The sequence below is a fragment of the Pseudomonas sp. 2(2015) genome, assembly GCF_000955865.1.
Lineage (GTDB): Bacteria > Pseudomonadota > Gammaproteobacteria > Pseudomonadales > Pseudomonadaceae > Aquipseudomonas.
Genome location: NZ_JYOF01000004.1, coordinates 36,462 through 56,764, shown reverse-complemented (window position 1 = coordinate 56,764; position 20,303 = coordinate 36,462). Strand labels below are relative to the sequence as shown.

Here is a 20,303-nt window from a genome sequence, read left to right as displayed (position 1 = left end):
TCACGGCCCTGTAGAGCGCGCCGCGCGCACGCACATCAATGCCCCAGAGCCTTACACCATGCCCCTGCTGACCAGCCCCTTCGCCGAACTCGACCTGCTTCGCCAGCCCGAACAAGCCAACGATCCCCTGCAAGCCTTCGATGCTGCCGACGAGTATCTGCTGGAGCACCTGGCCGCGCAGGCACCTGCCGCCGATACCCGGGTACTGGTGCTCAACGACAGTTTCGGCGCCCTGGCCATCAGCCTGGCAGCGCATGTGTCGGTGCTCAGCAGCGGCGATTCGCACCTGGCGCATCTGGCCCTGGAAAAGAACCTGGTGCGCAATGGCCTGGCCTTCGACGCGGTGCCGTTCGTGGCGGCCAGTAGCACCTGGCAAGGCCCGTTCGACCGGGTACTGGTACGCGTGCCAAAGACTCTGGCCCTGCTCGAAGAGCAACTGATTCGCCTGCAGGGCCAACTGGCGCCCGGCGCACAGGTGGTGGCTGGGGCCATGATCAAACACTTGCCGCGCGCCGCCGGTGACTTGCTGGAGAAATACATCGGCCCGGTGCAGGCATCGCTGGCGCAGAAAAAGGCCCGGCTGCTGATTGCCACCTTCGAGGCCAAGCCGGCGTTCGTTTCGCCCTACCCGACCCGCTACCAACTCGACGCGCCCCCCCTGGTGCTGCTCAACCACGCCAACGTGTTCTGCCGCGAAGGCCTGGACATCGGCACCCGGGCGTTCCTGCCGCACCTGCCCAAGGACCTCGGCGATGCACGTGTCGCGGACCTCGGTTGCGGCAATGGCGTGCTGGCCATCGCCAGCGCCCTGGCCAACCCGCAGGCGCAGTACACCCTGGTCGACGAGTCATACATGGCCGTGCAGTCGGCACTGGAAAACTGGCAGGCGGCGTTGGGCCCGCGTGAAGTCACGGTGCGCGCCGACGACGGCCTGGCCGGGCAGCCAGCGCAGTCGCTGGATGTGGTGCTGTGCAATCCGCCGTTCCATCAACAGCAGGTAGTCGGTGACTTCCTCGCCTGGCGGATGTTCCAGCAAGCGCGCGAGGCGCTGGTGGTCGGTGGTGCGCTGTATATCGTCGGCAATCGCCACCTGGGTTATCACAGCAAGCTGGCGCGCTTGTTCCGTGGGGTCGAGCAGGTGGCGGCGACGCCCAAGTTCGTGGTGCTCAAGGCGCGTAAGTAAACCAGCACTGCGTCGCCTGCATCGCTGGCAAGCCAGCTCCCACAATAGACCGGTGTCCACTGGCCATGTGGGAGCTGGCTTGCCAGCGATGAGGCCCTAAAAAAAACCCTCCGCAGCTGACGCTGCGAAGGGCTGTAAATCCGCCGCAAGGCGGGATGGGAAATATCGTACTAGTGCGTGCTCAATCCGGCCGCACTCATGAACAGGCGCATCAGCCAGGCGACCAGGGCCAGGCTCACCACGCTGCCGACCCAGATCGCTACCAACCAGCCCAGGCGCTGCCAGAGCGGTTTCTTCTCTTCGTCCATCGTGCCTTTGCCAGTCATTGCCATGCTCCCCTAGTGGTAGCCATCTTCGTGGGTCACCTTGCCGCGGAACACGTAATAGCTCCAGAAGGTGTAACCGAGGATGAACGGGATGATGAACAAGGTCCCGACCAGCATGAAGCCCTGGCTTTGCGGCGGCGCGGCAGCGTCCCAGATCGAGATCGACGGCGGGATGATGTTCGGCCACAAGCTGATGCCCAGGCCGCTGTAGCCGAGGAAGATCAACACCAGGGTCAGCAGGAACGGGGTGTAGTGTGCGTTACGCGCCACCGCCCGGAGCAAACCGTAAAGGGTTACCAGGACCAGGATCGGTACCGGCAGGAACCAGAACAGGTTGGGCAGGCTGAACCAGCGCTCGGCAATGTCCGGGTGGGCCAGCGGCGTCCAGATACTGACGATGCCGGTCACCGCCAGCAGCACCAGGGCCAGCGGCCGCGCCAGGTCGTGCATCTGCAGTTGCAGCTTGCCTTCGGTCTTCATGATCAGCCAGGTGCAGCCGAGCAAGGCGTAAGCCACGATCAGGCCCAGGCCGCAGAACAGGCTGAACGGGGTCAGCCAGTCGAGGCTGCCGCCAGCGTAGCTGCGATCGACCACCTCAAAGCCTTCGATGAAGGCGCCCAGGGCCACGCCCTGGAAGAAGGTAGCCGCCAGCGAGCCGCCGATGAAGGCCTTGTCCCACAGGTGACGCTTGGCTGCAGTGGCCTTGAAGCGGAACTCGAAGGCCACGCCGCGAAAGATCAGCCCGATCAGCATCAGCATCAACGGCAGGTACAGCGCTGAAAGCACCACGGCGTAGGCCAGCGGGAAGGCGCCGAACAGCGCCGCACCACCGAGCACCAGCCAGGTTTCGTTACCGTCCCAGACCGGGGCGACGGTGTTCATCATCACATCGCGGTCTTGCTCGCCCTTGACGAACGGGAAGAGGATGCCGATGCCAAGGTCAAAGCCGTCCATGACCACATACATCATGATGCCGAAGATGATGATGATGGCCCAGATAAGCGGAAGATCAACACCCATGATTCAGTTCCCCTTGTTCAGGCTGGCGTGCTCGCCATTGTCATGATCGTCATCGGCGGCAGACAGCGGCCGTGCCGGGGTGCGTTGCTGGCCGGGGCCACCCGGGTTGGTCTCGTCGCCTTCACCGGTTTTCGGCCCTTTGCGCACCAGGCGCATCATGTAGCCAAGGCCGGTACCGAACAGCGCGAAGTAGACCACCACGAACATCACCAGGGTCAGGCCGAGCTGGCCGTAGCTGTGGTTCGAGGCGCCATCAGCGGTGCGCATCAGGCCATAGACCACCCAGGGCTGGCGGCCGATCTCGGTGGTGAACCAGCCGGCGAGGATCGCGATCAGGCCGGAGGGGCCCATCCACAAGGTCAGGTACAGGAACGGCCGCGAGCTGTAGAGCTTGTCGCTCTTGCGCAGCCACAGGCTCCAGAGGCCGACGAAGATCATCAGCATGCCAAGGCCGACCATGACCCGGAACGACCAGAAGACGATGGTCGAGTTAGGCCGGTCTTCTTTCGGAAACTCCTTCATCGCCGGCACTTGCTTGTCCAGGCTGTGGGTCAGGATCAGGCTGCCCAGCGCCGGGATTTCCACCTTGAAGCGGGTGGTCTCGGCTTCCATGTCGGGGATACCGAAGAGGATCAGCGGGGTCGGTTCGCCTGGCTTGTTTTCCCAGTGGCCTTCGATAGCAGCGATTTTCACCGGCTGGTGCTTGAGGGTATTGAGGCCGTGGAAGTCGCCGATCACCGCTTGTACCGGGGCGACGATCAGGGCCATCCACATGGCCATCGAAAGCATCTTGCGAATCGCCGGGTTATCGCGGCCGCGCAGCAAGTGCCAGGCGGCCGAGGCGCCGACGAAGAACGCTGTAGCAACAAAGGCGGCAGTCGCCATGTGCGCCAGGCGGTAAGGGAACGACGGGTTGAAGATCACCGCGAACCAGTCCACCGGCACGACGACGCCGTTGACGATTTCGTAGCCCTGGGGGGTCTGCATCCAGCTGTTGGAGGCGAGGATCCAGAAGGTCGAGATCAAAGTGCCGATGGCCACCATGACCGTGGCGAAAAAGTGCAGCCCACGGCCCACGCGGTTCCAGCCAAAGAGCATGACGCCAAGGAAACCGGCTTCAAGGAAGAAGGCGGTGAGAACTTCGTAAGTGAGCAGCGGCCCGGTGACGGAGCCAGCGAAATCGGAGAACTTGCTCCAGTTGGTGCCGAACTGGTAGGCCATGACCAGGCCGGAGACCACCCCCATGCCGAAGTTGACGGCAAAGATTTTCGACCAGAAATGGTAAAGGTCACGGTAGACGCTGTTGTTGCTCTTCAGCCACAGCCCTTCGAGAACAGCCAGGTAGCTCGCCAGGCCAATGGTGATGGCCGGGAACAGGATGTGAAAGGACACGGTAAACGCGAACTGAATTCGGGCGAGATCTAGAGCCTCTAATCCGAACATAGTGCTTCCTCTGTCAGGTAATCCGGCGTCAGGCGGTGGCCTTGGCGCCAACTGCCCCCACGGTAGTTGAGTGCGGCAAGTTGGAATTGTTCTGTAAACATCACATCGCAGGGAATTCGGCCGTCTGGCCATGCCGTTGCAAATGAAACAATTGATCCAGATCAACGGATGCCTGAAAGGATAGTCCTGAACGGGCTGTGCGCTTGTGTGGTTGATTGCCGCGTGACCGGTTGTCTCACCCCCTTTACCGCGCCCCAAAACAGTGCGCTTACCGCACACAGGTGCCATCCCTCGCAACCTGTTGTTACAAAGTGGTGATAACCTGCAGCGTCGATCCCTGCGCCGAGGCTCTGTTTCGCCGATGTCAGACCCCGTTTTGCTGCTGCGTCATCACCGTCCCTTCCTGGCCTTCTGGCTGGCCCGGGTATTTACCGCCAGCGGCTTTCAGATGCTTACCGTGGCGATCGGCTGGCACCTCTACCAATTGACCGGCAATGTCCTCGACCTGGGCCTGGTGGGCCTGGTGGAATTCGCCCCGCGGGTGCTGTTCATGCTGCACACCGGACACGTCGCCGACCGCTATGACCGGCGACGGGTCGCCGCCCTGTGCCAGAGTGCCCAGGCCATGATCGCCCTGGTGCTGGTGGTCGCCAGCAGCACCCACAGCGTCAGCCGCGAACTGATCTTCCTGCTGGCGTTCTTGCTCGGTAGCGCACGCTCCTTTGAAATGCCGGCGACCCAGGCGCTGCTGCCCAATGTGGTGCCCTCCGAGCTGTTTCCACGTGCCGTGGCTGCTTCTGCCTCGGCGATGCAGGCGGCGACCATCGTCGCGCCGGCGGTGGGCGGTTTTCTCTATGCCTTTGGCAGCGTCTGGGTGTACGGGCCGACGGTAGCGTTGTACCTGATTGCCTGCGTGTTGACCCTGGGCCTGGTGTCGCGCCAGCAACCAGGCAACCAGGGCCGCGCCAGCCTCGAATCGCTGATGGCCGGCATTCGCTTTATCCGCAGCCGCCCGGACATCCTCGGGGCGATCTCCCTGGACCTGTTCGCCGTGCTGCTGGGCGGCGCCACCGCGCTGTTGCCGGTGTTTGCCAAGGACATCCTGCTGACCGGCCCCTGGGGCCTGGGCCTGCTGCGCTCGGCGCCGGCGGTGGGCGCCCTGCTGATGTCGCTGTGGCTGGCGCGCTTTCCGGTGGAGCGCAAGGTCGGGCGGGTGATGTTTACCGCTGTCGGCGTGTTCGGGGTGGCGACCATTGCCTTTGGCCTGTCCACTTCGTTCTGGTTTTCCCTCGCCGTGCTGGCGGTGCTGGGCGCCGCCGACATGATCAGCATGGTAATACGCGGTGCCTTCGTGCAGCTGGAAACACCGGATGAAATGCGCGGCCGGGTCAGCGCGGTGAACGGGCTGTTCATCGGCGCCTCGAACCAGCTCGGTGAGTTCGAGTCAGGAGTGACTGCGCACTGGTTCGGCACGGTACCGGCGGTAGTGCTGGGCGGGGTCGGCACGCTGCTGGTGACCGGGGTGTGGATCAAGCTGTTTCCGACCCTGGCTGGGCGCGATCATATGCATAAGCAGTGAGGGCCTGTGGGAGCGGGCTTGCCCCGCGATAGTCACACCCGCAGCTCAGCCGCCACCCGCTTGCGCAGCACCCTGCCCGCCAGTTGCTCGACCAACACCAAGGCAAATTCCAGCGCCGCCGCCGACCCCTGGGCGGTGATGCAATTACCGTCCACCACCACCGGCTGATCGACAAAGCTGCACCCGGACAACCCCTGGCTGACAGCCGGGTCACAGGTCATGCGTCGCTGGCGCAACACACCATAGGCCTGCAGCGCCAACGGCGCTTCGCCGATCGCGGCAAAAAACTTGCCGGCCCTGGCCTGATCCTTGACCTGCTGCGCCAGTGGTTGGTGCGCGGCCATGTGCTGTGCGCCTTTTTCGCCCCCGGGCAAGACCATCAGGTCGAACGGCTGGGCCAGCAGGTCGACCAGCATGCCGTCGGCGGTCAAGCGCGTGCCGCGGGCACAGGTGAGCATCCGCCGGCCTTCGATACTGGCCACCACCACTTCGATCTCGGCGCGGCGCAGCACGTCGATCAGGGTCACGCTCTGCAGGTCATCCACGCCTTCGGCGACTACGATCAGGGCTCTGTGGGTCATCAACTGCTCTCCGCCGGGGTATCCCACAAGCTTAGTCGCTCACAGCAACAGGGTCAGTTGACGCTCGTGGCCCTGGCGTGCGCGGTAGCCGTCGCCGCTGTCGACCCAGCCGCTGGCCAGGTACAGCGCCAGGGCGGCGTGGTTGTCCCGGTCTACAGAAAGCTGCAGGCAACGCACCTCGGGCCACGCCTCGCACACCAGGCCCGGCAACGCCTGCATGAAAAATCGCCCCAGGCCCTGGCCCTGCAAGCGCTGATCGACTTGCAAGGCATTGATCGTCGCCGCATCGGCCCGGGCCCAGGGCGCCAGGAACACCCCGCGCTGAAGCAGCAAGAAGGCCCGCGGCAGGTTGTCCAGCAGCAGCGCCACGCCACGCCGGTCGGGACTGTTGCCACTTTGCAGGGTGTACAAGGCGCTAGCCATATCACCGGCAAAGCGCAGTTGCTCAGGCCGCACCTGGATGTCAAGCAGTTGCTCGCGCTGGGCCGGGTTAAGGTCGCGGTAGTCGGTCAAGTGCACAGCATGGTCAACTCGGGATGGGGGGAACGGCGCAGAACCTGCAGATATCTGCAGTGTATCGCGACATTAATTACCGCTGCCCGAGCATGCTGGTATGATGCGCGGCTTTTTTCCGACCCAGGGAAAAACCACAGTCTCCCGGTACAGTCTGTGCTTTGCTAACTGGGTCGATACATTCACGGCGCCGGGAGCGCCACGGGGAGCAGGCATGCTGGAAAGGCTGTTTCAACTAAAAGCACACGACACCAATGTCCGCACCGAGATTCTCGCGGGCGTGACCACCTTCCTGGCCATGGCCTACATCCTGTTCGTCAACCCGAGCATTCTCGGCGAGACCGGCATGGACAAGGGCGCGCTGTTCGTCGCCACCTGCCTGGCAGCGGCCATCGGCTCGACCACCATGGGCCTGATCGCCAACTACCCGATCGCCCTGGCACCGGGCATGGGCCTGAACGCCTTCTTCACCTACACCGTGGTCCTGCACATGGGCCACACCTGGCAGGTGGCCTTGGGCGCGGTGTTCATCTCGGCGGTGTGCTTCTTCCTGCTGTCGATCTTTCGCATCCGCGAATGGATCGTCAACAGCATCCCGTTGCCGCTGCGTTCGGCAATTGCCGCCGGTATTGGCCTGTTCCTGGCGCTGATCGCCCTGCATAACGCCGGCATCGTCGTCGATAACCAGGCCACCCTGGTGGGCCTCGGTGACCTCAAGAAACCGGCGCCGATCCTCGCCACCCTGGGCTTCTTCCTGATCGTCGCGCTGGAGGCCATGAAGGTCCGCGGCGCGGTGCTGATCGGCATCCTGGCGGTGACCGTGGCCTCGATCGCCCTGGGCGTGACTCCATTCAACGGCGTGGTGTCGATGCCGCCGTCGCTGGCGCCGACCTTCCTGCAGCTGGACATCAAGGGCGCGCTGGACGTCGGCCTGATCAGCGTGATTTTCGCCTTCCTGTTCGTCGACCTGTTCGACAACTCCGGCACCCTGATCGGCGTCGCCAAGCGCGCCGGCCTGATGCGCAAGGACGGCCACATGCCGAAAATGGGCCGGGCGCTGATCGCCGACAGCACCGCGGCGATGGCCGGTTCCCTGCTGGGTACCTCGACCACCACCAGCTACATCGAATCTGCAGCCGGCGTCAGCGCCGGTGGCCGCACCGGCCTGACCGCCATCGTGGTAGCCATTTTGTTCCTGCTGGCGCTGTTCTTCGCACCGCTGGCCGGCAGCGTGCCAGCCTTCGCCACGGCACCGGCGCTGTTGTTCGTCGCCGTGTTGATGGCTTCGGGCCTGGCTGAAATAAACTGGGACGACATTACCGAAGCCGCGCCGGTGGTGGTCACTGCCCTGGCCATGCCGCTGACCTACTCGATCGCCAACGGCATCGCCTTCGGTTTCATTGCCTGGACCGCGATCAAGCTGCTTTCCGGCCGCGCCCGTGACCTCAACGCGGCACTGGTGATCCTCTCGGTCCTGTTCGTCATCAAACTGGGCTGGTTCAACGCATGAGTGCTGTCTTCGACCCTTCGACCTACACCCAGCAGCTCGACGCCAAGGTCGCGCGCCTGCGCGAGCTGCTGGCGCCGTTCGCGGCGCCCGAGCCTGCGGTATTCGACTCGCCGCGCGAGCACTATCGCCTGCGCGCCGAGTTCCGCCTGTGGCGCGAAAACGAGCAGCGCTTCTACGCGATGTTCGCCCCGGGCGAGAAACACACGCCGATCCTGATTGAAGACTTCCCGATTGCCAGTCTGCAGATCAACGACCTGATGCCACGGCTCAAGGCCGCCTGGCAAGCCAGCTCGGCGTTGAGCTTCAAGCTGTTCCAGGTGGAGTTCCTCACCACCCTGGCAGGCGATGCAATGATCACCCTGTGCTATCACCGTCCGCTGGACGAGCACTGGGAGCGCGCCGCGCAGCAACTGGCCAGCGACCTGGGCGTGAGCATCATCGGCCGCTCCAAGGGCAAGCGCGTGGTGATCGGCCGCGATTACGCAGTCGAAGAGCTGCAGATTGCCGGGCGCACCTTCCGCTACCGCCAGCCCGAAGGCGCCTTCACCCAGCCTAACGGCGCGGTCAACCAGAAGATGCTCAACTGGGCCTATGAAGCCCTGGGCGAGCGCCAGGACGACCTGCTTGAGCTGTACTGCGGCAACGGCAACTTCACCCTGCCGCTGGCCACCCGGGTGCGCAAGGTACTGGCCACCGAGATCAGCAAGACCTCGGTCAATGCCGCCCTGCACAACCTCGACGACAACGCTGTGGATAACGTGCGCCTGGTGCGTCTGTCGGCTGAAGAGCTGACCGAAGCGCTGAACGAAGTGCGTCCGTTCCGCCGCCTCGAAGGCATTGACCTCAAGAGCTACCAGTTCGCCAGTGTGTTCGTCGACCCGCCGCGCGCCGGCATGGACCCGGATACCTGCGAGCTGACCCGGCGCTTCGACAACATCCTGTACATCTCCTGCAACCCGCAAACCCTGGCGGCCAACATCGCCCAGTTGCACGACACCCATCGCATCGAGCGCTGTGCGTTGTTTGACCAGTTTCCGTATACCCATCACATGGAGAGCGGGGTGTTGCTGGTTCGCCGTTGAAGCTATCGCGGGTCAAGCCCGCTCCTACAGGAGCGGGCCCTTCAGCCGAGCCCCGAACACATCAACAACGGCACCAGCTGATCCTCATCGGTCAACGCCCCATGGTGCCCGCGCCATTGGCTGGCGTGCTTTTCCACCTCGCTGCGAATGATCCCGCCCGCCCCGCGCGGGACCACGATCAGATCGCCAATCCGCGCCTCCGCCTGGCTTAGCAGCACATCGCCGAACAGCCCCTTGGCAATCGCCTGGGCCTTGCTCAACACGTGATAGCCCTCCCCCAGACGATTCTGCCAGCGCTCGTGCACGCGGTCCTGCTGGTGCGCGTGGGTGTACAGGTAGCGCGCGCGAATATCTCCGGCCATCGCCCGCACGCCCTCCTGCAGCACCGGGTCCAAATCAAAGTCGCGCACCTGTTCGCTGTCCAGCGCCAGCATGCCGTGGTCGGCAATCACCATCAGCCGCGCCTGCTCAGGCAAGGATTGGGCGATGGCCCGGGCCAGCTGGTCGGCAATCTGCAGTTGCTTGAGCCAGCCCTCGGAGCCTGGGCCGAACAGGTGCCCGGCAAAATCCAGGTCGCCGAAATAGGCGAAGCAGAACGCCGGCCCAGGCACTGCCAGGGCGGCATTGACCAGTTCCGGATAGGCATCATAGGCCGGCGCCGGGAGGATCTTGCCGGCCCGGTAGATCGCCCGAGTGAAGTCCGAACCGGCATAGCGCCCGAGCATCACCGTGCTGATGGCGATGCCCTGGGCCGCCGCCTGGCTCCAGGCATCGGCGGGCACGATAAAAGTCTCCGGCGGCGGCGCGCCACTGGCCTGCGCCTCGACCTGCAAGGGCGAGGTGGTCCAGGTCAGTGGCGACAGTTCAGTGTGCTCATCCAGGGCAAAGCCGCAGCCGACGATACCGTGGGCGCCGCTGCCCAGCCCGCAAGCCACAGAGGCCAGGCTGGTCGCCGTGGTGGCTGGAAAGCCTACCTTGAAGTGGCTGTCCGGCTGCATCAGCGAGGCAAGAAACGGCGCATGCCGGGCGTGGGCCTGCAGCAGGTTCCAGCCCAGGCCGTCGATCAGCAGCAGGCAGGTGCTGCGCGAATGGTCGAGGCGAAAGGCATTGCGAAAACCGTGGCCACCCAGGGCCGCGAAAATCGACTGGGTGAGGTTGGCCAGGCCCGGCCAGGTTTCACCCAGCGACTGCAGGTCGTTGATCGGCGTTGCCATGTTGCCCTCCGTGGTCAGGTGCAAAGCAACAGGTGTAGCACAGGCTGTGCGATCAGCGCACAGAAAACACCCCTGCGGCCTTGCGCCCGATTGACCAAATTAACCATTCGGTACATTTTTAAGCGAAGGCACTCCCGCTTCATCACCAAGAATAACAACGGAGTTTTCAACATGGCTTTGGCCTCTTCTTCCGGCATTCTTGCCGGCCTTATCGGCGCGGGCATCCAGGCTTCGCGCACCCCGGCGCTGCACGAGCACGAAGGCGCCGCGCAAGGCCTGAACTACCTGTACCGGCTGATCGACCTGGACCAGCTCAAGCTCGACAGCAGCGCCCTCGAAGAGCTGCTGACCGCGGCCGAGCACATGGGCTTCACCGGCCTGAACATCACCTTCCCGTGCAAGCAGGCGATCCTGCCGCTGCTCAACGAACTGTCACCGCAAGCGCGCGGTATCGGCGCGGTGAACACCGTGGTATTCAAGGACGGCAAACGCATCGGCCACAACACCGACTGCCTGGGTTTTGCCGAGGGCTTTCGCCGTGGCCTGAGCGACGCGCCGCGCCGCCAGGTGGTGCAGATAGGCGCCGGTGGCGCCGGCGCTGCGGTAGCCCACGCGCTGCTGGAAGAAGCGGTCGGGCAACTGAGCGTGTTCGATGTCGAACCGGCCCGTGCCCAGGCCCTTGTGGACAACCTCAACCAGCACTTTGCCGGCAGCCGCGCCAGGGTCGGTCATGACCTGCAAAGCGCCATGGCCAGCGCCGACGGCCTGGTCAACACCACGCCCATGGGCATGGCCAAGCTGCCGGGCATGCCGGTGCCCAAGGCGCTGCTACGGGCGGATCTGTGGGTGGCGGAGATTGTTTACTTTCCGCTGCAAACCGAACTGCTGCGCCAAGCCCGGGCCCTGGGCTGCCGCACCCTGAGCGGGGCGAACATGGCGGTGTTCCAGGCGGTGAAGGCGTTTGAACTGTTCAGCGGGGTGAAGCCTGATGCGGCGCGGATGATCGAGCACTTCAACAGTCTGGGTGACTGAAAAGCATCGCGGGGCAAGCCCGCTCCTACGGTAGGAACGGGCTTGCCCCGCGAAAATACTCAGGCCTGCAAAAATCTAAGCACCGACTCGCAAATCATCTGCCGATGCCGGTCCTTGACCGCCTTGTCCTCGAAGTCCACCTGGAAGATCTCGCCAAAGGTGTGCCGGTTCGACACCCGGTAGAAGCAGAACGAGCTGATCAGCAGGTGCACATCCAGCGCCTCCAGCCCCTGGCGGAATACCCCCTCGCCAGCGCCGCGCTTGAGCACTTCATCCAGCGCCGTGAGTACGGTCTTGTTCATCGAGCGAATCGCCGCCGAGCGCTTCACGTACTCGCCGTGGTGCATGTTCTCGTTGCAGACGATGCGCACGAAATCGACGTTGCGATCATGGTGATCGAAGGTGAATTCCACCAGCCGGCGGATGCCCAGGCGCGGCTCGAGTTCGGCCAGGTGCAGGTTGCTTTCAGTGCTGCGAATATCGCCGTAGAGCTTCTCCAGCACTTCTACGTACAACTGCTCCTTGCTGTTGAAGTAGTAGTAGATCATGCGCTTGGAGGTTTGCGTGCGCTCGGCGATCGCATCGACCCGGGCGCCGGCCAGCCCCTGCTGGACGAACTCGCTGATCGCCGCCTGGAGAATGTTCTCGCGGGTCTTTTCCGGATTGTTCTTGCGGCCCTTGCGCGGCGCTTGTTCGGGGGCTGCGCAGAGTGCTGGGGTAGTCGTCATACGGGACTCATGGCCATCGGTTAACCCGGCAATTATGAGCCCCGGGTGCTGAGTAAGGAAGCCTCGGTGCCTGCGCCCTACAACTTGGCCTGGGCCGGCGCGCCGGCGCGGGCCTTGGCCATGGCGGCCAGGCGCACGGCGACGTTGGCCGCGCCATAGCCGCTGTAACCGTTACGCCGCTGCAGCACCTCGAAGAAGAAGCGCTCCTCAAACGGCTCGGTGTACACATGAAACAGCTCACCGCCCTGGGCATCGCGGTCGTAGAGCACGTTGTAGTAAGCCAGTTCGCTGAGGAACTCGTCGTCGAAATCAAAGCGTGCGGCAAGGTCGTCGTAGTAGTTGAGCGGAATGTCGAGCAAAGCCACCCCCGACTCCTTGGCCTGTTTGACCGCAGTAAAAATGTCCTCGCAGTCAAAGGCAATGTGGTGAACGCCGGAACCGCGGTAATGCGACAAGGCATGGGCAATCGCCGTATTACGGTTTTCCGAAATATTCAGCGGCAGGCGGATCGAGCTGCAACGGCTGCGCAAGGCGCGACTCTTGACCAGACCATAAGGGTCGGGCAACACCACTTCGTCGTCGGCAGTAAAGTCCAGCACGCTCTTGTAGAACAGCGCCCAGCTGTCCAGGCCGTCGGCCGGCAAGGCCAGGGCCATATGGTCGATGCGGGTCAGGCCCAGGCTGCTGCCCGCTTGCGGCTGCAGGCTGAAGTCGGTGTCATAGATAGTCCGGCCCTGGGCATCCTGGTCGACCAGGTAGATCAAGCTGCCGTCCGGCGCACGCACCGCCGCCAGCTCGCGCTCGTTGGGGCCGACCAGGCCGCGATAGGGCTGGCCATGGTAGGCCACGGCACGGGCCAGGGCCTGGGCGCTGTCCTTGACCCGGATCGCCGTGGCGCACAGCGACGGGCCATGGCTCTCAAAGAAGTTATGGGCGAAGGAATAAGGCTCGGCGTTGAGGATCAGGTTGATGTTGCCCTGGCGCAGCAGGCTGACATTCTTCGAACGGTGCACCCCGGCGCGGGTAAAGCCCAGGCGCTCCAGCCAGTTGCCGAGCTTGGCCCCCAGGGCGTCGTCGACGGCGAACTCGAGAAACTCGACGCCATCGTAGGCGCTGGCACGTGGTGGGGCGAACAGCAGGTCGTCGCTGGCCGGCGCTACGCGGTCTTGCTCAAGGCGCTGGCGGGTCTTTTCTTCCAGGTACAGCAGCGAGCGCAGGCCATCGGCGGCATTGGCCCGAGGCGGTGCGGCGCGAAAGCCATCGTTGAAGATCTCCAGCGACAGCGGGCCGCTGTAACCGCTGGCCAGGATCGGCGCGAGAAAACCCGCCAGGTCGAACTCGCCCTGCCCCGGGAAGCAGCGAAAGTGCCGGCTCCACTCCAGCACGTCCATGGCCAGGAGCGGCGCATCGGCCATCTGCACGAAAAAAATCTTGTCCCCCGGCACCTGGGCGATAGCCCGTGGGTCGCCCTTGAGCGACAAGGTGTGGAAGCTGTCGAGGATCATCCCCAGGCTTGCGTGGTCAGCCCTTTTGACGATGTCCCAGACCTGCTCCCAGGTGTTCACGTGGCGGCCCCAGGCCAGGGCTTCGTAGCCGATGCGCAGGCCACGGGCCCCAGCGCGCTCGGCCAGCAGGCGCAGGTCGTCGATCAGCACCTGGCGCTCACCCAGGGAATCGGCGGCGACATTGCTGCACACCAGCACCAGATCGGTGCCCAGTTCCTGCATCAAATCGAATTTGCGTTCCGCGCGTTCCAGGTTGCGCGCCAGGCGATCGCGGCGGCAGCCCTCGAAATCGCGAAACGGCTGGAACAGGGTAATCGCCAGGCCCAGATCGGCGCAGCGCTGGCGAATTTCGCGCGGGCTGCCGGCGTAGTACAGCAGGTCATTTTCGAAGATCTCGACCCCATCGAAGCCCGCGGCGGCGATGGCTTCGAGTTTTTCTGGCAAAGTACCGCTCAAGGATACGGTGGCGATCGAACGCTGCATTATTCTGGCTCCGATGGGCAGGCAAAAACCGGTGGAGGAATTATTGGTGTTGAGCAAATTTTGCTCAATGCAAAAGGTACGAACTAGTTAGTTTTGTGTTCGATTATCGCCCAATATAGCGTTCAGTCAATTGACCCTTTTTTGACCACAGGCGCACCATTTCGACACCAAGGCTTGACCCATAAACATAAAAATACGGGTAACCCGCGATGATCCACTCTCAATCCACCCGCATGGCCCAGCCCCTGGGTACTACTGCGCACGCCGGCATCGGCGACAAGCTGCGTGGCGCCATGGCCGTCGGCAAGACCCGCTGGGTCATGCTCGCGCTGGTGTTCTTCGCCACCACCTTGAACTACATCGACCGCGCCGCCCTCGGGGTGATGCAGCCGATTCTGGCCAAGGAGATGAGCTGGACGGCGATGGACTACGCCAACATCAACTTCTGGTTCCAGGTCGGCTACGCCATCGGTTTCGTGCTGCAAGGCCGGCTGATCGACCGGGTCGGGGTCAAGCGCGTGTTCTTCTGCGCCGTGCTGCTCTGGAGCCTGGCTACCGGCGCCCATGGCCTGGCCACCTCGGCGGTGGGCTTCATGGTCTGCCGGTTCATTCTCGGCCTGACCGAAGCGGCCAACTACCCCGCCTGCGTCAAGACCACCCGCTTATGGTTCCCGGCCGGTGAGCGCGCCGTGGCCACCGGCATTTTCAACGCCGGCACCAACGTCGGCGCCATGTTCACGCCGATGCTGTTGCCGTTGATCCTCACCGTCTGGGGCTGGCAAGCGGCGTTCATCGGCATGGGCGCCCTGGGCCTGGTCTGGGTAGTGTTCTGGGGTCTGAAATACTTCAACCCGGAAGATCACCCGAGCGTCAGCAAAGAAGAACTGGCCTACGTGCAAAGCGAAGTGGAACCGGAACAAGCCCGCGTGCCGTTCTCACGGATCCTGCGCATGCGCGGCACCTGGGCCTTTGCCCTGGCCTACTCGATGACCGCGCCGGTGTTCTGGTTCTACCTGTACTGGCTGCCACCGTTCCTCAACCAGCAATACAGCCTGGGCATCAGCGTCACGCAGATGGGTATCCCGCTGATCGTCATCTACTTGAGTGCGGATTTCGGCAGTGTCGGCGGTGGCATTCTTTCGTCGTTCCTGATCGGCCGCGGCATGGCCCCGGTCAAGGCGCGGCTGCTGTCGATGCTGCTGTTCGCCACCACTATCATCGGCGTAATCTTCGCCGCCGGCGCCAGCAGCCTGTGGGTCGCGGTGCTGGCGATTTCCCTGGCCATCGCCGCGCACCAGGCCTGGACCGCCAACATCTGGAGCCTGGTCATGGACTACACGCCCAAGCACATGATGAGCACGGTGTTCGGTTTCGGCGGCATGTGCGCGGCCATCGGCGGCATGTTCATGACCCAGCTGGTCGGCTACATCCTGACCACCACCAACAACAATTACACCCTGCTGTTCACCATGATCCCGGCCATGTACTTCATCGCCCTGACCTGGATGTACTTCATGGCCCCGCGCAAGGTGCCGAAGGTCGAGGCCTAACGCCGCCGTTGCAACCAGGCGGCGCCCAGGCCGCTGAGGCAGATCAAGGCAATCCCCACCAGCCCGGCCATGTCCGGGCTGTGTCCGAACAACACCAGGCCGAGAACACCGGCGAACACGATCTGACAGTAACTGAACGGCGCCAGCATGGCCGGTGGCGCATGCCGGAACGCCTGGGTCAGGAACAGGTGCGCGGTCATCCCGCAGGTGCCCAGGGCCACGGCCATCAGGCCATGGATGAAGCTCGGGGTCTGCCAGAACATCGGCACCACGGCGCTCATCACCAAGGTGTTGAGCAGGCCGGTGAAGAAGTTGCTGGTGGTCGGGCTGTCGGTGCCGCTGAGCTTGCGCGTCAGCAACTGGTAGAAGCAGAAGCACAAGGCCGAGCCAAATGGCAGCAACACCGCCGGGGTAAACAAGGCCCCGCCCGGATGGATGATCACCGTCACCCCGACAAAACTCACCAGCACCGCCACCCATTGCCCGCGCGTGACCTTCTCGCCCAGCAGCGGCAGCGACAGCGCCGTGACCAGCAACGGCGCGAGGAAGTTGACCGCCGTCGCCTCGGCCAGCGGTATGTACTGCAGGGCGGTGGTGAACAACAGGCTGGTGCCCAGCAGGCACAGCGCGCGCAAGGTCTGCAGCCCCGGTCGCCGGGTGCGCAACACGCGCAGGCCCGACTGCGGCAGGAAGATCACCATCATCAGCAGGGTGTGCACCAGGTAGCGCGCCCACACCACCCAGAGAATCGGATAGAACCCCGCCAGGTACTTCGACAAGGCGTCGTGGCTGGCGAACAGAAAGGTCGCCAGCACCACCAGGGCAATGCCCTTGAGCGGTTGGCTGACAGCGTCGAGCGCAGTAGGACGGGGCATCGATAAAAGCTCGCAGGTTCAGAGTTGACGGAGCAACTGACAGGTCTTGTCCAGGGCCATCTGTGCCCGCTGCAAGGCGCTCAGGCCCTGGTCGCGAACGGGAATTTCCAGGCTCAGCGCAATGTTCTGCGGCAGGCTACGCAACAAGCCGGGCAAATCGCAATTGCCATCGCCGGGAAACCGCCGCTCGTTGCGCGCCTGACGCAAGATCTCGGCCATATCGTGCGGACGCGGCCCGGCCACGTCGCACAACTGTGCATAGCGTAGCCGCGAGGCCGGCACCTGGCGCAACTCATCCAGCGACGAGCCGGAGCGGTCAAAGTGAAAGGCATCGACCAGCACCCCGCCATTGTCGCGCCCGGCCTGCTCGACGATGCGCCAGGCCTGGGTGAGGTTCTTGGCGTCGGTCCAGGGCATGAACTCCAGGTGCGGATGCAGGCCGTAATCTGCGGCCAGGTCGCAGAGGGCCGCAAAATTGTCGCTCTGGCGTTGCTCGTCAGGATCGTTGCCGGCCACCAGCAGCTCGCTGGCGCCGAACTCGGCGCCGACCGCCAGCAGGGCTTCGAAGTCGGCCACGCAGGTCTCGGGCTTGAGCCGCAAAATCTCCACATCCAGCACCTGGATGCCGGTATCGCGCAGGCGCGCGGCGGTCTGCCGGCGCAGGCCGGCGTCGGCCACCAGCGCAAAGTGATGTTCCTCGGCCGTGGCCGGTTCCAGGCGCAGGCCGACATGGCTGTAGCCTGCGCGGGCAGCAACCTCGACCATGTCGACAGGCGACAGCTCGAGTACCGTCAGGGCGGCAAGGGACATCACGCGTTGGCTCATTGTTGTTTTCTCGGCGAATTGAATTTGGAAATATTTAGAACTTAGTTCCAATTTCAATGCAAGCGAAAAAACGGATCGCGAGTGCAGGAGCGGGCTTGACCCGTGATGCTTCTAGACAAACAACTCAGAAGCAGGACTTGCCGCCGACAACTCCGCCACCGCCGCCAGCAACACCGGCGCCAGCTCGTGCATGCGTGCCTCGCTCATCCGCGCACTGGGTCCGGCAACGCTGAGCACGCCAACCGCATGGCCATCCAGCGGGTGCCGCACCACCGCCGCCAGCGCCGACATCCCCACTGCCGAACTCTCCACCACCCAGGCATAGCCATGCTCGCGGGCAACACGCAGGCGTTCGAGCAGCTCGGCATTGGACTTCGGTGCGTTGGGGCCGAACTGCGCCGGGTCGGCGATGCCTTGGCGCTCCACCAGCAACAAGGCCTGGGCATCGCTCAGGCTCGACAGCCACGCATGCCCGGAGGCGGTGTAGAACAACGGCGCATCACGGCCCATGTCCGGGTCGTAGCGCAAGCCGGAGCGGGCGCCTTGGGCCTTGGCGATCCAGGTCTGGCGTTCGCCGTCGATCACCCCCAGGCGCACCAGCTCGCCGGTCTGCTGGGCCAGTTGATCAAGAATCGGCTGGACGATATCGGCGCCACTGCTGGCCAGATAGCGAAAACCCATGGCCACCAGGCGGGTGCTCAGGTGATAGCGGCTGCTCTCGGCGTTCTGGCGCACATAGCCCAGGCGCATCAGCTCGGCGAGCATGCGATGGGTGGCGCTCTTGGGGATGTCCAGCTCTTCGGCCAGGGTCTGCAGGGGCAGCCCGCGCGGGTCGCTGGTGAGGCGTTCGAGAAGGCTGAACGCGCGTTCGATCTGACTGCCGGCCATGGTCATGGTCCCTGAAATTTGTGCCGATTCTAAAGAGCCCCGGCGAAAGCGCAAATCACTGTCCGATCTTCGCCCACTTTGTCGTGGCACGCCTTGGCTGGGCGACAGATCAAACCATAAAATATGGAATACAGTTCCAAAATATAACAAAACTGCCTGGAGGATACTGCTCATGCCCGTCGATACCCCGCTGGTCGAATGCGATGTACTGGTGATCGGCTCCGGCGCCGCCGGGCTGGCCGCCGCCGTGACCGCCGCCTGGCATGGCCAGAAGGTCATCGTGGTGGAAAAGGATGCGGTGTTCGGCGGCGCCACGGCCTGGTCCGGTGGCTGGATGTGGGTACCGTGCAACCCGCTGGCGCAGCGCGCCGGGATCATCGAGCAGCGCTCGCAGCCGCGCACTTACCTGGAGCATGAACTGGGCGAACGTTTCGATGGGCCGATGATCGATGCGTTTCTCGACGCGGCGCCCAACATGGTGTCGTTCTTCGAGCGCCATACCGCCCTGCAATTTGCCGACGGCAATGGCATCGCCGACATTCACGGCAATACTCCTGGCGCCGGCACCGGCGGGCGTTCGGTAATTGCCGCCCCCTACGATGGCCGCCAGCTGGGCAAAAAGCTGCTCAAGCGCCTGCGCAAAACCATGCGCGAAACCTCGTTCATGGGCATGCCGATCATGGCCGGCAAGGACCTCGGCGCCTTCCTCAGCCTCACCCGTTCCTGGCGCTCGCTGCTGCATGTGAGCAAGCGTTTGAGCCGCCACCTGCTCGATCTGGCAACCCGCGGCCGGGCCCTGCAACTGGTCAACGGCGTAGCCCTGGTCGCGCGGCTGGCCAAGTCGGCTGAAGACCTTGGCGTGTTGCTCTGGGAATCGGCAGCGGCTCGGCAGTTGCTCCGCGAGCATGGCCGGGTCAGCGCTGCGCTGATTGAAACCGCGCGCGGGCCGATCCAAATAAATGCGCGCAAGGCCGTGGTGCTGGCCGCCGGCGGCTTTGCCAACGACATCGAACGGCGCAAGGCGCTGTTCCCGCGCACACCCACCGGCCACGAACACCTGGCGCTGCCGCCGCTGGGCGCCAATGGTGACGGCCTGCGCCTGGGCGAAAGCGTTGGCGGCCAGGTGGCTGACGACCTGCACAGCCCGGTGGCCTGGGCGCCGGTATCGCGGGTGCCTTACAAGGACGGCAGCAGCGGGCATTTCCCGCACATCATCGAACGGGCCAAGCCCGGCATCATCGGCGTGCTCGCCGACGGCAAGCGCTTCGTCAACGAGGCCGACGGCTACTACGACTATGTCAGCGCCATGGTCGCCAAGGCGCCGGGGGACAAGGTCGAATCGTGGCTGATCTGCAGCCATGCCTTCCAGCGCCGTTATGGCCTGGGCATTTCACGGCCGTTTCCGTTGCCGCTGCAGCCGTTGATCAAATCCGGCTACCTGAAGACCGGCGACAGTATCGAAGCCCTGGCGCGGGCCTGCGGCATTGACCCTCAAGGCCTGGTGGCAACGGTCGCCGAGTACAACCGGCATGCCCGCAACGGCGAAGACCCGCACTTCGGCCGCGGCTCCACCCCTTACAACCGCAAGCAGGGCGATGCCCTGCACGGACCAAATCCGTGCGTGGCGCCGATCGAGAACGGACCGTTCTATGCGGTAAAGGTCGAACCGGGCTGTTTCGGCACCTTCGCTGGGCTCAGGACCAACACCCACGCGCAGGTGCTGGATGAAAAGCGTGAGGTGATTGCCGGGTTGTATGCGGTGGGCACCGACATGGCCAGCATCATGGGCGGGCACTATCCGGCGGGCGGGATCAACCTGGGGCCGGCGGCGACGTTCGGCTATATCGCCGGGCGGCATATTGCCGGGGTGACAGACTACGAGTAAGGCGTACCTTGCAGCATTGCATCACAGGGAAAGCAGACAGGCTGCTCACGATTATCCGCCACGCGAATACTTCACGGCCCC

General features: G+C 64.0%; 18 protein-coding genes. 7 read left to right on the top strand and 11 right to left on the bottom strand.

All coding sequences use genetic code 11. From position 1 onward, the window contains the following. The first annotated feature begins 58 nt into the window (after positions 1–58). Positions 59–1,183: a methyltransferase gene (locus tag UB48_RS08395; RefSeq protein WP_045195894.1), complete on the top strand. Its 1,125-nt coding sequence runs from the start codon at positions 59–61 to the stop codon at positions 1,181–1,183. Between the two features lie 170 nt (positions 1,184–1,353). On the opposite strand, the gene UB48_RS08390 is transcribed toward UB48_RS08395, so the two are convergent. Genes UB48_RS08390 through UB48_RS08380 form a run of 3 tightly spaced genes read right to left on the bottom strand, consistent with a single transcriptional unit; the run spans position 1,354 to position 3,972 of the window. After that, a complete protein-coding gene (locus tag UB48_RS08390) occupies positions 1,354–1,509 on the bottom strand; it encodes a DUF2474 domain-containing protein (RefSeq protein WP_045195893.1) in 156 nt (51 codons plus the stop codon). A gap of 12 nt (positions 1,510–1,521) precedes the next feature. Continuing rightward, the gene (cydB, locus tag UB48_RS08385) at positions 1,522–2,529 is read right to left on the bottom strand and encodes a cytochrome d ubiquinol oxidase subunit II (RefSeq protein ID WP_045195891.1); all 1,008 of its coding nucleotides are present in this window, start codon (positions 2,527–2,529) and stop codon (positions 1,522–1,524) included. 3 nt (positions 2,530–2,532) lie between these two features. Beyond that, a complete protein-coding gene (locus tag UB48_RS08380; protein WP_045195889.1) occupies positions 2,533–3,972 on the bottom strand; it encodes a cytochrome ubiquinol oxidase subunit I in 1,440 nt (479 codons plus the stop codon). Positions 3,973–4,333: 361 nt separating this feature from the next. On the opposite strand from UB48_RS08380, the gene UB48_RS08375 reads away from it, so the two are divergent. After that, positions 4,334–5,551 (top strand): MFS transporter, encoded by a 1,218-nt coding sequence (locus UB48_RS08375; protein WP_045195887.1) that lies wholly within the window; start codon positions 4,334–4,336, stop codon positions 5,549–5,551. A gap of 32 nt (positions 5,552–5,583) precedes the next feature. Here the strand turns inward: UB48_RS08375 and UB48_RS08370 are convergent, their stop codons facing one another. Both UB48_RS08370 and UB48_RS08365 read right to left on the bottom strand, forming a co-directional pair. Then, positions 5,584–6,132, bottom strand: a complete 549-nt coding sequence (locus UB48_RS08370; RefSeq protein ID WP_045195885.1) for a DJ-1 family glyoxalase III — start codon at positions 6,130–6,132, stop codon at positions 5,584–5,586. 39 nt (positions 6,133–6,171) lie between these two features. Next, complete coding sequence (locus UB48_RS08365) at positions 6,172–6,651, bottom strand: N-acetyltransferase (RefSeq protein ID WP_045195883.1); 480 nt, start codon at positions 6,649–6,651, stop codon at positions 6,172–6,174. 208 nt (positions 6,652–6,859) lie between these two features. On the opposite strand from UB48_RS08365, the gene UB48_RS08360 reads away from it, so the two are divergent. After that, complete coding sequence (locus UB48_RS08360) at positions 6,860–8,155, top strand: NCS2 family permease (RefSeq protein WP_045195880.1); 1,296 nt, start codon at positions 6,860–6,862, stop codon at positions 8,153–8,155. Beyond that, entirely contained in the window at positions 8,152–9,237 is a 1,086-nt protein-coding gene (trmA, locus tag UB48_RS08355; protein ID WP_045195878.1) for a tRNA (uridine(54)-C5)-methyltransferase TrmA, read from the top strand. The genes UB48_RS08360 and trmA overlap by 4 nt, the downstream gene beginning before the upstream one ends. Positions 9,238–9,278: 41 nt before the next feature. Here the strand turns inward: trmA and UB48_RS08350 are convergent, their stop codons facing one another. After that, a complete protein-coding gene (locus UB48_RS08350) occupies positions 9,279–10,451 on the bottom strand; it encodes an alkaline phosphatase family protein (protein WP_045195877.1) in 1,173 nt (390 codons plus the stop codon). 177 nt (positions 10,452–10,628) lie between these two features. Here UB48_RS08350 and UB48_RS08345 point away from each other — a divergent pair, with 177 nt between their 5' ends. Next, the gene (locus UB48_RS08345) at positions 10,629–11,483 is read left to right on the top strand and encodes a shikimate dehydrogenase (protein WP_045196570.1); all 855 of its coding nucleotides are present in this window, start codon (positions 10,629–10,631) and stop codon (positions 11,481–11,483) included. Between the two features lie 59 nt (positions 11,484–11,542). Here the strand turns inward: UB48_RS08345 and UB48_RS08340 are convergent, their stop codons facing one another. Continuing rightward, the gene (locus UB48_RS08340; protein WP_045195875.1) at positions 11,543–12,211 is read right to left on the bottom strand and encodes a TetR/AcrR family transcriptional regulator; all 669 of its coding nucleotides are present in this window, start codon (positions 12,209–12,211) and stop codon (positions 11,543–11,545) included. Positions 12,212–12,288: 77 nt separating this feature from the next. Continuing rightward, positions 12,289–14,199 carry a 3-dehydroshikimate dehydratase QuiC gene (quiC, locus tag UB48_RS08335; RefSeq protein WP_045195873.1) on the bottom strand — a complete coding sequence of 637 codons (1,911 nt, stop codon included), beginning with the start codon at positions 14,197–14,199 and terminating at the stop codon, positions 12,289–12,291. A gap of 233 nt (positions 14,200–14,432) precedes the next feature. Between quiC and UB48_RS08330 the strand changes: the two genes are divergently transcribed. Then, positions 14,433–15,749 (top strand): MFS transporter, encoded by a 1,317-nt coding sequence (locus UB48_RS08330; RefSeq protein ID WP_230090943.1) that lies wholly within the window; start codon positions 14,433–14,435, stop codon positions 15,747–15,749. On the opposite strand, the gene UB48_RS08325 is transcribed toward UB48_RS08330, so the two are convergent. The 3 genes from UB48_RS08325 to UB48_RS08315 form a co-directional block, all read right to left on the bottom strand. Then, positions 15,746–16,624 (bottom strand): DMT family transporter, encoded by an 879-nt coding sequence (locus tag UB48_RS08325; RefSeq protein WP_045195866.1) that lies wholly within the window; start codon positions 16,622–16,624, stop codon positions 15,746–15,748. The genes UB48_RS08330 and UB48_RS08325 overlap by 4 nt on opposite strands. 18 nt (positions 16,625–16,642) lie before the next feature. Beyond that, positions 16,643–17,449, bottom strand: a complete 807-nt coding sequence (locus tag UB48_RS08320; protein ID WP_045195864.1) for a sugar phosphate isomerase/epimerase — start codon at positions 17,447–17,449, stop codon at positions 16,643–16,645. A 111-nt stretch (positions 17,450–17,560) separates the two neighbouring features. Continuing rightward, positions 17,561–18,337: an IclR family transcriptional regulator gene (locus UB48_RS08315; RefSeq protein WP_045195862.1), complete on the bottom strand. Its 777-nt coding sequence runs from the start codon at positions 18,335–18,337 to the stop codon at positions 17,561–17,563. A 172-nt stretch (positions 18,338–18,509) separates the two neighbouring features. Here UB48_RS08315 and UB48_RS08310 point away from each other — a divergent pair, with 172 nt between their 5' ends. After that, entirely contained in the window at positions 18,510–20,222 is a 1,713-nt protein-coding gene (locus UB48_RS08310; RefSeq protein ID WP_045195860.1) for an FAD-dependent oxidoreductase, read from the top strand. The last annotated feature ends 81 nt before the right edge of the window (positions 20,223–20,303 follow it).